The sequence below is a fragment of the Nocardia sp. NPDC087230 genome, from assembly GCF_044744725.1.
Lineage (GTDB): Bacteria > Actinomycetota > Actinomycetes > Mycobacteriales > Mycobacteriaceae > Nocardia > Nocardia canadensis.
In genome coordinates this window covers 233376-247243 of the sequence record NZ_JBIUYV010000009.1, presented here as the reverse complement: position 1 = coordinate 247243, position 13868 = coordinate 233376, and the positions used below count along the sequence as shown (strand labels likewise).

The 13868-nt window shown below is 71.8% G+C and carries 12 protein-coding genes; 4 read left to right on the top strand and 8 right to left on the bottom strand.

Annotation, left to right across the window (positions count from 1 at the left end):
* Nucleotides 1-371 precede the first annotated feature (371 nt).
* From bioD to ACIO52_RS26655, 4 genes are read right to left on the bottom strand one after another with little or no spacing between them, the layout of a single operon-like run.
* On the bottom strand, nt 372-1040 hold the full coding sequence (gene bioD / locus ACIO52_RS26670) for a dethiobiotin synthase (RefSeq protein ID WP_402647684.1): 669 nt from the start codon (nt 1038-1040) through the stop codon (nt 372-374).
* A complete protein-coding gene (locus ACIO52_RS26665) occupies nt 1037-2191 on the bottom strand; it encodes an 8-amino-7-oxononanoate synthase (RefSeq protein WP_402647681.1) in 1155 nt (384 codons plus the stop codon). The genes bioD and ACIO52_RS26665 overlap by 4 nt, the downstream gene beginning before the upstream one ends.
* Before the next feature lie 47 nt (nt 2192-2238).
* A complete protein-coding gene (locus ACIO52_RS26660) occupies nt 2239-3516 on the bottom strand; it encodes an adenosylmethionine--8-amino-7-oxononanoate transaminase (RefSeq protein ID WP_402647678.1) in 1278 nt (425 codons plus the stop codon).
* A gap of 50 nt (nt 3517-3566) precedes the next feature.
* A complete protein-coding gene (locus tag ACIO52_RS26655) occupies nt 3567-3929 on the bottom strand; it encodes a helix-turn-helix domain-containing protein (RefSeq protein ID WP_316573251.1) in 363 nt (120 codons plus the stop codon).
* 106 nt (nt 3930-4035) lie between these two features.
* On the opposite strand from ACIO52_RS26655, the gene ACIO52_RS26650 reads away from it, so the two are divergent.
* The 3 genes from ACIO52_RS26650 to treY all read left to right on the top strand — a co-directional run bounded on the left by ACIO52_RS26650 (nt 4036) and on the right by treY (nt 9123).
* Entirely contained in the window at nt 4036-4506 is a 471-nt protein-coding gene (locus ACIO52_RS26650; RefSeq protein WP_316573250.1) for a cupin domain-containing protein, read from the top strand.
* 67 nt (nt 4507-4573) lie between these two features.
* A complete protein-coding gene (gene glgX / locus ACIO52_RS26645) occupies nt 4574-6694 on the top strand; it encodes a glycogen debranching protein GlgX (protein WP_316573221.1) in 2121 nt (706 codons plus the stop codon).
* A gap of 8 nt (nt 6695-6702) precedes the next feature.
* Nucleotides 6703-9123 (top strand): malto-oligosyltrehalose synthase, encoded by a 2421-nt coding sequence (gene treY, locus ACIO52_RS26640; protein ID WP_218720665.1) that lies wholly within the window; start codon nt 6703-6705, stop codon nt 9121-9123.
* A 7-nt stretch (nt 9124-9130) separates the two neighbouring features.
* On the opposite strand, the gene ACIO52_RS26635 is transcribed toward treY, so the two are convergent.
* The 3 genes from ACIO52_RS26635 to ACIO52_RS26625 all read right to left on the bottom strand — a co-directional run bounded on the left by ACIO52_RS26635 (nt 9131) and on the right by ACIO52_RS26625 (nt 10816).
* A complete protein-coding gene (locus ACIO52_RS26635; protein WP_402647673.1) occupies nt 9131-9937 on the bottom strand; it encodes a methyltransferase domain-containing protein in 807 nt (268 codons plus the stop codon).
* A gap of 68 nt (nt 9938-10005) precedes the next feature.
* A complete protein-coding gene (locus tag ACIO52_RS26630; protein ID WP_342802369.1) occupies nt 10006-10431 on the bottom strand; it encodes a hypothetical protein in 426 nt (141 codons plus the stop codon).
* A gap of 28 nt (nt 10432-10459) precedes the next feature.
* Nucleotides 10460-10816: a nuclear transport factor 2 family protein gene (locus ACIO52_RS26625; RefSeq protein ID WP_218720662.1), complete on the bottom strand. Its 357-nt coding sequence runs from the start codon at nt 10814-10816 to the stop codon at nt 10460-10462.
* Nucleotides 10817-10974: 158 nt separating this feature from the next.
* On the opposite strand from ACIO52_RS26625, the gene ACIO52_RS26620 reads away from it, so the two are divergent.
* Nucleotides 10975-13644: an AAA family ATPase gene (locus ACIO52_RS26620; RefSeq protein ID WP_402647670.1), complete on the top strand. Its 2670-nt coding sequence runs from the start codon at nt 10975-10977 to the stop codon at nt 13642-13644.
* On the opposite strand, the gene ACIO52_RS26615 is transcribed toward ACIO52_RS26620, so the two are convergent.
* The gene (locus ACIO52_RS26615) at nt 13633-13848 is read right to left on the bottom strand and encodes a hypothetical protein (protein ID WP_189034831.1); all 216 of its coding nucleotides are present in this window, start codon (nt 13846-13848) and stop codon (nt 13633-13635) included. The genes ACIO52_RS26620 and ACIO52_RS26615 overlap by 12 nt on opposite strands.
* Between the last annotated feature and the right edge of the window lie 20 nt (nt 13849-13868).

The window sequence follows — 13868 nt, the reverse complement described above, 5'->3', positions numbered from 1 at the left end:
GCCGGAACCAATAATAATATTGGCACTGACATTCATCGACACACTATTGAGTTCTCAAAGAACACACGCACAAGCATCCACCCGCAACATTTCGTCGGGGCTTCAGTCAGGGCAAGGGTTCAAACTTTAGCGCAGGCGATCCACCGAAGCAAGTCCGGCGAACAGTGAGCCCGCACACATGATCAGTCAGGCGCTCATCGTCCTACCTCGTTTCCCTGCACCGCCCGCCAGCCTCGAGAGGCTCAGCAGATCGGCACCGGGTCGGTGTCCGTGTCGCTCTGACTCGAATTAAGTTACGCATCGCCGATCATGAAGTCAAATCGGCTGGTCAGCGGGGGTTTCTTCGCCGCGCGGTGATCATCGGCGCGCGCTCAGGGGCGCCAGTCGGCGGGGAACCAGCTCGGGGCGGCCGCGGTGAACCGCGCGCGGTCCCACTGCCCGGCACCGGCGGGGATCGCGCCGAGCAACCGGGTCTCGGTGACGCGCGGCAGATCGTCGCGATTGCACTGCGAGGCGAGGTCGGGCTCGGCCGGCCAGGAACCGATGACCACGCCGGCGCAGGGCACGCCGGCGGCGGCCAGGGTGCGCGTGGTGAGTTCGCTGTGGTTGAGGGTGCCGAGGCCGGCGGCGGCCACGACGAGCACGGGGGCGCCGAGTTTGCGCGCCAGGTCCAGGAGGGTGAACTCCCCCATCCGCACGAGCAGGCCGCCCGCGCCCTCGACCAGGACCAGGTCGGCGTCGCTCAGCGCGTCGACGGCGGCGACGGTGTCACCGAGCGACAGCAGCGGCATACCCGCACGGCGGGCGGCGGTGTCGGGCGCGAGGGGTTCCGGGTAGCGGGCGAGCTCGACGGTGCGGGTCACCCCGGACAGGCGGGTGACCTCGGCGAGGTCGCCGGGTGCGCCGGGAGCGATGCCGGTCTGGGCGGGTTTGCACACCGCGACCGAGCGGCCCGCGGCTCGGGCGGCGGCGGCCGCGGCCGCGGTGGCGACGGTCTTGCCGACGTCGGTGGAGGTGCCGCTGATCAGCAGGAGGCTCATGCGGTCACCGGTTCCTTGCCGCGGGCGGCGGCGAGCACGTCGCCGAGTACCTCGGCGATGGTGCCGAGTTCGGCGGGGGTGAGGTTCGCGCGGGCGGTCAGCCGCAGGCGGGAGGTGCCCTCGGGGACCGACGGCGGACGGAAGCAGCCGACATCGAGGCCGCGGGCGCGGCAGGCCTGCGCGGCGTCGAAGGCGAGCTGGGCGTCGCCCAGGACGACCGACACGACCGCGGAGTCCGGTTCGGGCACCCCGGCGATGCGGGCGATATCGGCCGCACGGTCGAGCACCCGCGCCGCTATCGCGGGGTCGCGGCGCAGCAGTCCGAGGGCCGCGCGGGCCGCGCCCACCGCGGCGGGGGCCAGTCCGGTGTCGAAGATGAACGTGCGGGCGGCATCGATGAGGTGGGCGCGGATGCGCGCATCGGCCAGGACGACGCCGCCTTGGGCGGCCAGGGCCTTGGACAGGGTCGCGGTGATCACCAGGTCGGGTTCGCCCGCCAGGCCGCTCTCGTGCACCAGCCCCCGACCGCCCGCGCCGCGCACGCCGAGTCCGTGCGCTTCGTCGACGATCAGGACCGCGCCGTTCGCCCGGCACACCCGGTGCAGGTCGGCGAGCGGAGCGAGGTCGCCGTCGGCGCTGAAGACGGAGTCGGTGAGGACCAGCGCGCGCTCCTCACAGCGTTCGGCGAGCAGGCGTTCGACGGCGTCGACGTCACGGTGCGGGGCGATCTCCACCCTGGCCCGCGAGAGCCTGCACGCGTCGACCAGGGAGGCGTGGCTGCCTGCGTCGGAAACGACGAGGGTGCCGCGACCGGCCAGCGCGGTCACCGCGCCGAGGTTGGCGGCATAGCCGGAGGCGAACACCAACCCGGTTTCGGCACCGACGAATTCGGCCAGCTCGGCTTCGAGCTGGGCGTGTTCGGCGGTCGTCCCGGTGACGAGGCGGGAGCCGGTGGACCCGGCGCCCCAGCGACGCACGGCCGCGATGGCGCCCTCGACGACCTCGGGATGGCGAACCAGGCCGAGGTAGTCGTTGGACGCGAGGTCGATCGCGGACGACTCGGCGGGCCGCGGCCGCACATGCCTGCGCAGCCCGGCGTCGACCCGCTCGGCCGCGCGCTCATCCAACCAGCTCAACGGATCCGTACTCACAGCTGAGGAGCTTACTTGAACGCCGTTCAGGCGGTGCGGTCGCGCCGTCATCCGAGGGTCGCCTTCACCGCGGCACGGACGGCGCCGGTGATGGTGGCGATGTCCTCGGTGGTGCTGATGAACGGCGGCATCGTGTAGACGAGCGTGCGGAACGGGCGCAGCCACGCTCCCGCGGCGACGGCCGCGTCGGTGGCGGCCCGCATGTCGACGGGCGCGTCGAGTTCGACGACGCCGATCGCCCCCAGCACCCGCACCTCGGCGACGCCCGGCAGCCCGGCGAGCGGCGCCAGGCCTTCGCGCAACTCGGCTTCGATCCGGGCGACCTCACCGCGCCAGTCCCGCGATCGCAGCAGTTCGATCGAGGCGATCGCGACGGCGCAGGCCAGCGGATTGCCCATGAAGGTGGGTCCGTGCATGAGCCCGCCGTGCGCGGTGCTGATCGTCTCGGCGATGCGCGCGGTGCACAGCGTGGCGGCGAGGGTGAGATAGCCGCCGGTCAGCGCCTTGCCGACACACATCACGTCCGGGGCGACGCCGACGTGGTCGGCGGCGAACAGTTCGCCGGTGCGGCCGAATCCGGTGGCGATCTCGTCGAAGACCAGCAGCACCTCGTTCTCGTCGCAGATCCGGCGCAGCTCGGTGAGGTAGCGCGGGTCGTGCCAGCGCATCCCGCCCGCGCCCTGGACCACCGGTTCGACGATCACCGCGGCCAGCTCGTCGCGATGTTCCGCGACGGCCCGCTCGAGCTCGGCGACGTAGTCGGCCTCGAAGGTCGCCGGCGGGGCGGGGACGAAGACCTGCTCGGTGAGGACATCGGTCCACAGCGCGTGCATGCCGCCGTCGGGGTCGCACACGCTCATCGGGGTGAAGGTGTCGCCGTGGTAGCCGCCGCGCCAGGTGAGCAGCCGGTGCTTGCCCGGCGCACCGACGCCGCGCCAGTACTGCAGGCACATCTTCGCCGCGACCTCGACCGAGACCGAGCCGGAGTCACAGAGGAAGACCTTCTCCAGGCCGGGCGGCGTGAGCTCGACGAGCAGCTGGGTGAGCCGGGTGGCCGGTTCGTGGGTGAGGCCGCCGAACATGACGTGACTCATCCGCCGCGACTGCGCGAGCAGGGCGGCGTCGAGCACCGGGTGCCGGTAGCCGTGCACCGCCGCCCACCAGGAACTCATCCCGTCGACCAGCTCGCGGCCGTCGGCCAGCGTCAGCCTGGTGCCCGCCGCGCTCGCGACGACCAGCGGTTCGGTGGTCGCGGGAAAGCCGCCGTAGGGATGCCAGACGTGCTCGGCATCGAGGGCGCTGATCTGCTCGGGGGTCAGGTCCACAGGTTTCCTCGTCGTCGCCCGGTGCCGTCGCCGACGGCCTTGAACACCGTTCAAGTTAGCACTCGCGTGACGGGTTCGACGGGCCGAACGGCGATCGCCGCGGGAATGCGCGCCAGCGCGGCCCGAACCTCGGCCAGCGCGGCTCCACCGAGTTCGGCCGAGATCGCCGCCTCGATCCGGCGGAGACACTCGCCCGCCACCGCGAGCGCCGTGCCGCCCGCCGCGGTGGCAACGACCAGGCGCGCCCGGCCGTCTGCGGGGTCGGGGCGACGTTCGACATAGCCGCACCGCTCCAAGTGGGTGACGAGCTCGCCCATCGACTGCTGGGTTATGCCCGCCGCATCGGCGAGCGCGGTGACCCGGGTGCCGGCCGGTTCCAGATACCGGAATACGGCGTAGTGCGCGGGCCGCAGCTCAGGGCCGAGTTCCGCGCGCAGCTCGCGGTCCAGCTCACGCTCGACGGCATCGGCGGCCTGGACGAGGCTCGTCGACCGTGGAGCCGACCTCGAGGGCGCCTATCTGCGGCTCGAGCACGTCCTCCCCCAACGCGGCAGGCAGGCGGGTCCGCACTGGCATCCAGAAATCGGTGAGACCTGGACCGTCCGCGTCGGCCGCGTCCGGTTCCGCATCGACGGCACGGAGATCGTCGCCGGCCCGGGCGACACGGTCACGGCGCCGCCGCGGTCCGTACACGAGTTCTGGAACGAGGCCGAGGACACCGTCATGGACCACGTGATCCGCCCGCCGTTGCAGCACTGGGAGATGTTCGCGTTCTGGACCGGCCTGGACAACACCGGCCGGACCACCGCGAGCGGACTGCCCCGCAATCCGCTCGCTCTCGGGCTGCTCTGGGAGTATCAGGACGGGTATCTGGCCGGCCCACCCGCGCCGTTGCAGCGGCTGATCTTCGGCGGCCTGGCCGCGCTGGCCCGGCGCACCGGCTACGCCAGGCGGCTGCTCGCAGCCGCGAGTGCGGCCGATGCGCGTTGACCAGGGGTGACGAAGCACCCACGCGCACCGCGCGCGGGCGGGGACCGGATTCCTCTACTGTCGTAGCATGTCGAGCCCGAACGACCGATCCGGTGAGGTGACCCCACTGGGCGTGTGGCCGGGCACCGCGTATCCGCTGGGCGCCACCTACGACGGCGCGGGGACGAATTTCTCGGTGTTCTCCGAGGTCGCCACCAAGGTGGAACTGAGCCTGATCGCCAAGGACGGCGCCGAGACCAGGGTCGAACTCGACGAGGTCGACGGTTACGTCTGGCACGCCTATCTCCCCGCGATCACCCCGGGTCAGCGCTACGGCTTCCGCGTCCACGGACCGTACGAACCCGAGCTGGGCCTGCGCTGCGATCCGAGCAAACTGCTGCTCGATCCGTACGGGAAGGCCTTCGACGGGCAGTTCGTCAACGACCCGTCGCTCTACACCTACGGCCTGGATTCGCTGGGCCACACCATGACCGGCGTGGTGATCAACCCGTTCTTCGACTGGGGCGCCGACCGACCGCCGAACCGCCCCTATCACGAGACGGTGATCTACGAGGCGCACGTCAAGGGCATGACGATGACCCACCCCGACGTCCCGGAGGAACTGCGCGGCACGTACGCGGGCCTGGCGCATCCGGCGATCATCGGGCATCTGAAGAGCCTGGGCGTCACCGCGATCGAGCTCATGCCGGTGCACCAGTTCTTCCACGATCACGTGCTGACCGATCAGGGACTGCGCAACTACTGGGGCTACAACAGCATCGGCTATCTCGCCCCGCACAACCAGTACTCGGCCCGCCCGCGCGGTGACGCCGCGGTCGCCGAGTTCAAGGCGCTGGTGCGCGCGATGCACGCCGAGGGCATCGAGGTGATCCTCGACGTGGTCTACAACCACACCGGCGAGGGCAATCACCTGGGGCCGACGCTGAGTCTGCGCGGCATCGACAACGCCGCCTACTATCGGCTCGACGAGACCGATCCGGCGCACTACAAGGACTACACCGGCACCGGCAACAGTCTCAATGTGCGGCATCCACACACCCTGCAGCTGATCATGGACTCGCTGCGCTACTGGATCCTGGACATGCACGTCGACGGCTTCCGGTTCGATCTGGCCGCCACGCTGGCGCGCGAATTGCACGACGTGGACCGGCTTTCCGCGTTCTTCGACCTGGTGCACCAGGATCCGGTGGTGAGTCAGGTCAAGCTCATCGCCGAACCCTGGGACGTCGGCGAGGGCGGCTATCAGGTCGGCAACTTCCCGAGTCTGTGGACCGAGTGGAACGGCAAGTACCGCGACACCGTGCGCGACTACTGGCGCGGCGAGCCGGCGACACTGGGCGAGTTCGCCTATCGGCTCACCGGTTCCTCGGATCTGTACGAGTCGACCGGCCGCCGCCCGAGCGCCAGCATCAACTTCGTCACCGCGCACGACGGCTTCACGCTGCGGGACCTGGTGTCCTACAACGAGAAACACAACGACGCCAACGGCGAGGACAACCGTGACGGCGAGAGCCACAACCGGTCGTGGAACTGCGGTGTCGAGGGGCCGACCGACGATCCGGCGATCCTGGAACTGCGGGCACGCCAGCAGCGCAACCTGCTGGCCACGCTGATCCTGAGCCAGGGCACGCCGATGCTGGCCCACGGCGACGAGATCGGGCGCACCCAGCTCGGCAACAACAATGTTTACTGCCAGGATTCGCCGCTGTCGTGGATGGACTGGTCGCTGGCACAGACCAACGCCGACCTGCTCGAGTTCACCCGCTCGGTGATCGCCCTGCGCACGCAGCACCCGATCTTCCGGCGGCGCCGCTTCCTGGCCGCGGGCCCGGGTGACGGCGCGGGCCGCAACCGCGAGATCGCCTGGTTCACCCCGGCGGGCGCGGAGATGACCACCGACGACTGGCACAGCGGCTTCGGCAAGTCCCTGGCGGTGCTGCTCGACGGAGACGGCATTCCGGAGCCGGGACCGCGCGGCGAACGCATCAGCGACGACTCGTTCCTGCTGTGCTTCAATGCGCACGACGAAGCGCTCGATTTCGTGCTGCCAGGACCGGAGTTCGGTGCCGAATGGACACTGGCCCTGGATTGTTCGACCCCCACCGGAGCGGCCGACGGGGCCCACCCCGCGGCCGCGTCCCTGCCCGTCCCCAGCCGCTGCCTGCTCGTCCTGCGCCGAACCGCCTAGCCGAAACGATGACCGAGACCTACGTGACCGATCCGCTGACCCTGCTGCACCGCGCGCCCATCCGGCCGAGCACGGTGCGCAGCACCTACCGGCTGCAGCTGCGGCCGGACGCGCTCACCTTCGCCGATGCCCGGGCCATCGCCGAATACCTGCAGCAACTGGGGGTCTCGCATCTGTATCTGTCGCCGATCCTGACCGCCGGGCACGGCTCGACGCACGGCTACGACGTCACCGATCCGACGACGGTGTCGGCGGCGCTGGGCGGGCCGACCGGGCTCAAGGCGCTCTCGGACGAGGTGCGCAGTCGCGGGATGGGGTTGATCGTCGACCTGGTGCCCAATCACGTCGGCGTGGCCGATCCGCGACAGAACCCGTGGTGGTGGGATGTGCTGCGCGACGGGCAGCAGTCCAAGTACGCGAAGTACTTCGACATCGATTGGAGTCCGGGCAACGGGGCAGGCGGGCGGCTCGCGCTGCCGGTGCTGCAGAGCGAGAACGACCCGGCAGCGCTGACCGTCGACCGATCCGGCCCCGAACCCATGCTCGCGCTGCACGATCTGCGGTTCCCGATCGCACCGGGCACCGACGGCGACAACGCGCTGCGCATCCACGATCGCCAGCACTACCGGCTGGTGAGCTGGAAGGCCGGCGTGTGCACCTACCGCCGGTTCTTCGCGGTGAGCAGTCTGGCCGCGATCCGGCAGGAGGATCCCGAGGTCTTCGAGGCGACCCACCGCGAGCTGGCCGCCTGGTGCGAACACGATCTCATCGACGGTGTGCGGGTGGACCATCCCGACGGCCTGTCGCATCCGAGCGCCTATCTGACCCGGCTGCGCAGGCTGATCGGCCCGCAGCGGCTGCTGCTGGTGGAGAAGATCCTGGCCAACCGGGAACCGCTCGACGCGACGCTGCCGGTCGACGGCACCACCGGCTACGACGCGCTCGCCGATCTCGGCGGCGTCCTGATCGATCCCGCGGGTGAGACCGCGCTGACCGAGCTGTCCCAGCACGTCGCCGGGCACGGCAGCGACCGGGCCTGGTTCGGCGAGACCGAGCACCGGATCAAGCGCGCCGTCGCGGAAACCATTCTGGCGCCCGAGATCCGGCGGCTGGTCGCCGCGATCAAGCGCGACGGCAACGCGGGCAGCTTCGACACCCTCGCCGTGAGCAACGCGACCATCGAGGTGCTGGCGTTCATGCCGGTGTACCGGGTGGACTACGCGCCGCTGGCCGGGATCACTGCCGCGGTCGTCGCCGAGGTGGAAAAACGCAATGCCGAACTGACGGTGCCGCTATCGGTACTGGTGACCGCGCTGTCGGTGGGTGGCGAGGCGGCGACGCGGTTCTCCCAGGTGTGTGGCGCGATCACCGCCAAGTCGGTCGAGGACACCATGTTCTATCAGGGCGCGCGGCTGGTGTCGTTGCAGGAGGTGGGCGGCAATCCGGCGCGCTTCGGGCACTCCGTCAACGACTTCCACCTGTCCAACAGCGAACGGTCGCAGCGCTGGCCGGCGACCATGACGACGCTGTCGACCCACGACACCAAGCGCGGCGAGGACGTGCGCGCCCGGATCGGGGTGCTGTCGCAGGTGGCCGAGGTCTGGTCGCAGCGGGTGCGCGGCTGGCTGGAGACCACGCCCGCGCCCGACGGCGCGACAGCACTGTTCCTGCTGCAGAACATGTTCGGGGTCTGGCCCGCCGACGGGCGGCCCGCCTCGTCGGTGCCGGGACTGCGTGATCGCCTGCATCTGTTCGCGGAGAAGTCGATTCGCGAGGCCGGGACCAAGACCTCCTGGGAGGAACCGGACGCGGAGTTCGAGTCGGCGGTGCACCACTGGCTGGACGCGGTGATCGACGGCCCCGTCGGTACCGGCATCGGCGATCTGGCCCACGAGCTGGCCCCGCACGCGTGGTCGGACGCGGTGGCGCAGAAGCTGTTACAGCTGTGCGGGCCCGGTATCCCGGACATCTATCAGGGCACCGAACTGTGGGAGGACTCCCTCGTCGACCCGGACAACCGCCGCCCGGTGAACTTCGCCGTGCGCGCCGGGCTGCTCCAATCCCTCACCGAGCCGCCGACATTGGACACCACGGGGGCGGCGAAGATGTGGGTGGTCGCCTACGCGCTGTGGTTGCGCAGGGAACGGCCGGAGTGCTTCGTCGGCGGGATGTACCGCCCGCTCTATGCGGTCGGCGAGCACGCGCAGCGGCTGGTCGCCTTCGGGCGCGGGCCCGCGGGCGAGGCGCCGGAGGTGATCGTGGCCGCGACCAGGCACTCGGTCGGGCTGGCCGCGACCGGCTGGCTCGACACCACTCTGCATCTGCCGGAAGGCAATTGGATCGATCGGCTCACCGGCACCACGTTCGCGGGCAGCGTCCGGCTGGACAAGCTGTTCACCCGGCTGCCGGTGGCCCTGCTGGTGCGCTGAGCCGACGTCACGGCCGGTGGGCGAGCACCGCGAACATCGTGACCGACAGGTGGTAGTCGCCGGTCGCGACGCCGTGCGCGACCGCGGCGGTCAGCTCCTCGGCCTGGTCGGCGGTGATCACCCCGGCGGCGCGGCCGGTGGCCACCATCTGCCCGACCAGCGGTGTCGCGGTCTCCGCGTCCCAGATCACCGCGGTCGCGGCCTGATCGTCGACGACGAATCCCGCCCGCACCAGCAGCCCGCGCAGGAGCCGGCCGGAGCCCGGGTTGGCGGTGGTCGCCCGCATCAGCTCCGCCAGCGCGGCGACGACAGCTGGGTCGCCGGGGTGCAGGATAGCGGTGTACCAGTCGCTGTCGATCAGACATACCCGGCCGCCGGGGCGCAGCACCCGGGCGATCTCGGCGGTGGCGGCGGCGGGGTCGTCGAGGTGCTGGAAGACCCGTTCGCAGCGGACCACATCGACGGAGCCGTCCGGCAGCGGGAGCGCGGCGGCGGTGCCCTCGACGAACTCGGCGGCGGTGCCGCGCGCCCGATCGCGGGCGACCGCCGCCATGGCCGGGTTGGCGTCGACCCCGACGGCACGGCCGCGCGGGCCCACCCGTGCGGCGAAGGCCAGGACCTCCGAGCCGGTGCCGGAACCGATGTCGAGGGCGGTTTCCCCGGGCTGCGGCGCGAGGACGTCCATGACCCAGCGCCGCATGCGGACCACGCCGGACAGCTCGGCCTGCCGATCCAGCAGGGTCACCAGCAGGTCGTCGGCCGCACCGGCGGCGTCGGCGCGGAAGGATGGCAGCTGCTCGTCGGGGACGGCCATATCGATGACGGTACGCCGCGCGAAACGCGCGGCCACGATGGTCGTGGCCGCGCGTTTCGGGGTCGCTGTCAGTGGCCGGTGCCGCGCAGGCCGCGGTACTGCAGTGCCGCGAAGGCGCCGACCGTGACCGCTTGCAGCACCCCCCACACCGCGCCCGCCACGGTCAGCCCGAGGACGCCGGTGACCACGGCGACCAGGCTCGCGACGACCCAGGTCGCGTTGCCGATCGCGACCGCCGCCGCCCCGGTCCGTGACACCGGAGACCTCCGCCCGACCACCGCGACCGCGAGACCGTAGGCGGTGAGGAAGGCGCCGATCGCGAGGCCAGCCCGGGAGTCGAGGCCGAGCAGCCGTTCCAGCAGCGGAGCCAGGGCGAGGTAGGCGACGCCGTTGACCGTGGTGACGACGGCGTCGAGGCGCAGCGAGAGCAGCAGCAGCGGCTCGCCCGGGGTGAGCAGGGTGGACAGGCGAGACGAGACGGTGGCGGTGGTCATGGCGGATCTCCTTGGCTGGGAAGGGGTGTCAGGCGGAGGCGGGTACTCGGTCGAGGAAGCCGTAGACGCTGTCGATGCGGCCGTCGGCGAGGACGGCGACGTCGAAGCCGATCACCACGGGCTCGCCCTCGGCGGGGCCGAGGCCCCAGGTGAAACGCACCTGGTCGTGGTGGGCGTCGACCGGGCCGGCCAGGCGGAAGGTCCAGTCGGGGAACTGGGTCTGCACGCCGGCGATGGCGGCCTCGAGTTCGGCGTGGCCGGTGACGGCGACCAGCGGGTCGACGTAGCGGGCCTCGGGGGTGAACAGGCGGGCGACCGCGGCGCGACGGGCGCCGGGCTCACGGGTGTTCCAGGCCTCCAGGTACTGCGCGACGACGGTGTTCATCTCGACCTCCGAAATATGCTGTGAGCTGGTGTTTCGCGGGTTGTTCCTGCGATGACACCTACGTTATGGCGCGCCGGGGGTAGGTCGAATCAGTCGTCTATAGGTACTTCCGGCGACGGAGATACCGCCGGTACCGGTACGGCGCTACCGTGGTGCGCATGCTGCACGGACGCGAACCCGAACAGGCCACGATCGATGACCTGCTCGCGGGCGCGCGGGCCGGGCGCAGCGGGGCGCTGGTCCTGCGGGGCGAGGCGGGGATCGGCAAGTCGGCCCTGCTGGATTATGCGGCCGCGCAGGGCATTCCGGCGATCCGCAGCGCCGGTATCGAGTCCGAGGCCGAATTGCCGTTCGCGGCACTGCATCTGCTGGTGCGGCCGGCGATGGAACTGGTGCGGCAGCTGCCGCCACGACAGCGCGACGCGATGGACGCCGCGTTCGGACTGGGCGACGGCGCGCCCGCGGACCCGATGCTGATCGGCCTGGCCGTGCTCACCCTGCTGGCCGAGGAAGCGGCCGAGGGACCCCTGCTGGTCCTGATCGACGACGCGCACTGGCTGGACCCGGCGACGGCGCAAACCCTGCTGTTCGCCGCCCGCAGACTCGACGCCGAAGGCGTGGTGATCCTGTTCGCCACCCGGTCCGGCCCCGACGATTTCCCCGCGCCGGGGCTGCCGGAACTGGCGCTGTCCGGCCTCCGCGCCGACGCCGCCGCGGCCCTGCTCGACGCGGGCCCGACCCGGCTCTCGCCCACCACCCGCTATCGTCTGCTCGCCGAGTCGGGTGGCAATCCCCTTGCCCTGCTGGAACTTCCGGCTGCGGCGGAGAGCGCCGAGAATCCGAATCCGCTGCCGTTGACCCAGCGGCTCCAGCTGGCCTTCCACGGCCGGGTCGCCCGCCTGCCCGCGGGAACCCGGACGATCCTGCTGATCGCCGCGGCCGCCGGCGCCGAGGATCTGGCGCCGGTGCTGCGCGCCGCCGCGAGCCTCGGCGCGGGCCTCGACGATCTGCAGCCGGCCCAGGACGCCGACCTGGTGCGCACCGACGGGCAGGTATTGACCTGGCGTCACCCGCTCTCCCGCGCCGCGGTCTACCAGGGGTCGGCGCTCACCGAACGCCTGGCCGCCCACCGCGCGCTCGCCACCGCGCTCGACGACGCCGACAGCGCGGACCTGCGCGCCTGGCATCTCGCCTGCGCCGCGACCGGTCCCGACGAGGCGGCGGCCACCGCGCTCGAGCACACCGCCGACCGGGCCAGGCGCCGCAACGGATTCCACGGCGCGGTCGCCGCCTACGACCGGGCCGCGGCACTCAGCGCCGACTCCGACGCCCGGTTGCGCCTACTCGTCCTGGCCGCCGAGACCGCCACCGAGGCCGGGCTCACCGAGCAGGCCGCGCGGCTGGCCGAGCGCGCCGCGGCGATGTCGACCGACGACGCGTTCGAGGCGCGCCTCGAGCTGGTGCGCGCGCAGGCCGAATTCGCCGCGGGCAAGCCGGGGTCCGCGCATCGGCGCCTGATGGCGGTGGCGGCGCGGGAGACCGATCCGCGCTCGGCGGCGCGCATCGTCACCAGGGCGGTGCATACCGCCTGGTATCTCGGTCCCGCCGAGCTGGACGAGGTCGCCGCGTTGCTGGCCACGCTGTGCCTGGACGCCGACGATCCGGTCACCCCGATCGTGCGCTACCTGACCGGCGCGGTGGCCGGGCGGCGCACGGTCGACCTGCGGGTGGCGGCGGAGGCGGCCCGCGCCAACGGCGCCGACAGTCCCGCCGACCTCGTCCAGCTGTGCGGCAGTGGGCTCGTCGTCGGCCAGGACGACCAGGTCGGCGAGCTGGCCGAGGTCCTCATCGGCGAAGCCAGGGAGCAGGGCCGGATCGCGCTGCTGGCGCCCCTGCTGTTCTTCCGCGCCGAGGCCGAGCTGTTCGGTGGCCGCCCCGGCGAGAGCCGGATCGCCGCCGGGGAAGGGCTGCGGATCGCCGAGGACATCGGTCAGCCGCAGTGGATCAGCCAGCTCACCGCCTTCCTGGCCTACGGGGCCGCGCTGCGCGGGGACGAGGAGTCCTGCCGCGCCTACGCCGATCGCGCGGTCGCCGAGGAGTTCGGCGGGACACAGTCCGTGGGCGCGCCCTGGGCGCACGCGGCGCTGGCGCTGCTCGCCCTCGGCCAGGGCAGGCTGGATCAGGCGCAGGCCGAACTGGACCATATGACCGTCGAACCGGCCCGGCATCACGTCAGCGGATTGCGCACCCTGGTCGATCAGGTGGAGGTGGCGGCCCGGCTCGGCGACACCGACCGGGCCGTCGCGGCGCAGGAACAGCTCGGCGCGTGGTCGCGGCGAACCGGTCAGGCATGGATCGCGGCCGGGGCCGCCAGGGGCGCGGCGATGCTCGCCGAGGGCGCCGACGCCGAAGAGCACTTCCTGGCCGCGCTCACGGCCCAGCGGCCGTTCGACGAGGCCCGTACCCGGCTGCTCTACGGCGAATGGCTGCGCCGCGACAAGCGCAAGGTCGACGCGCGCACCCAGCTGGAACAGGCGCTGGAGCTGTTCGACCGGCTCGAGGCCGGACCGTGGCGGGAACGCACCCGCGCCGAACTGGCCGCGCTCGGCGTCGGCGCCGCCGCGCGCCCCGCGGCGGGCCCGCTCAGCGTGCTCACCCCGCAGGAGTCACAGATCGTGCGGCTGGCCGCGCAGGGCCTGTCGAACCGGGAGATCGCGGCGCGCCTGTTGCTGAGTCACCGCACGGTCGGGCATCACCTGTACAAGGCGTATCCGAAATTGGGGGTGCTCTCACGCGGAGAGCTGCGCGAACTCGACCTAGCGGAGTGAGTGCGCCCTGGCGGCACCGACCGACCAGCGCAGCGCGGCGACGGCGGCCGCGGCGAGCACGGCGGACTGGGCCGAACCGAGGATCAGCAGCAGCAGGGCACCGACGACGAGCCCGGCGACCAGCGCCTCGAGCTTGTAGACCGGCCACGCACTGCCCGCGATGTCGACCGTCGCGGATGCTGCCGATGGGGTGACCACTGCCATGCACACAGGATAGGCGGACA

Bases quoted from the DNA above. Each gene is read 5' to 3' on its own strand.
- bioD (WP_402647684.1), bottom strand. From the start codon at position 1,040: ATGAGCCTCCTGCTGATCAGCGGCACCTCCACCGACGTCGGCAAGACC.
- glgX (WP_316573221.1), top strand. From the start codon at position 4,574: ATGTCGAGCCCGAACGACCGATCCGGTGAGGTGACCCCACTGGGCGTG.
- treY (WP_218720665.1), top strand. From the start codon at position 6,703: ATGACCGAGACCTACGTGACCGATCCGCTGACCCTGCTGCACCGCGCG.
- ACIO52_RS26635 (WP_402647673.1), bottom strand. From the start codon at position 9,937: ATGGCCGTCCCCGACGAGCAGCTGCCATCCTTCCGCGCCGACGCCGCC.
- ACIO52_RS26630 (WP_342802369.1), bottom strand. From the start codon at position 10,431: ATGACCACCGCCACCGTCTCGTCTCGCCTGTCCACCCTGCTCACCCCG.
- ACIO52_RS26625 (WP_218720662.1), bottom strand. From the start codon at position 10,816: ATGAACACCGTCGTCGCGCAGTACCTGGAGGCCTGGAACACCCGTGAG.
- ACIO52_RS26620 (WP_402647670.1), top strand. From the start codon at position 10,975: ATGCTGCACGGACGCGAACCCGAACAGGCCACGATCGATGACCTGCTC.
- ACIO52_RS26615 (WP_189034831.1), bottom strand. From the start codon at position 13,848: ATGGCAGTGGTCACCCCATCGGCAGCATCCGCGACGGTCGACATCGCG.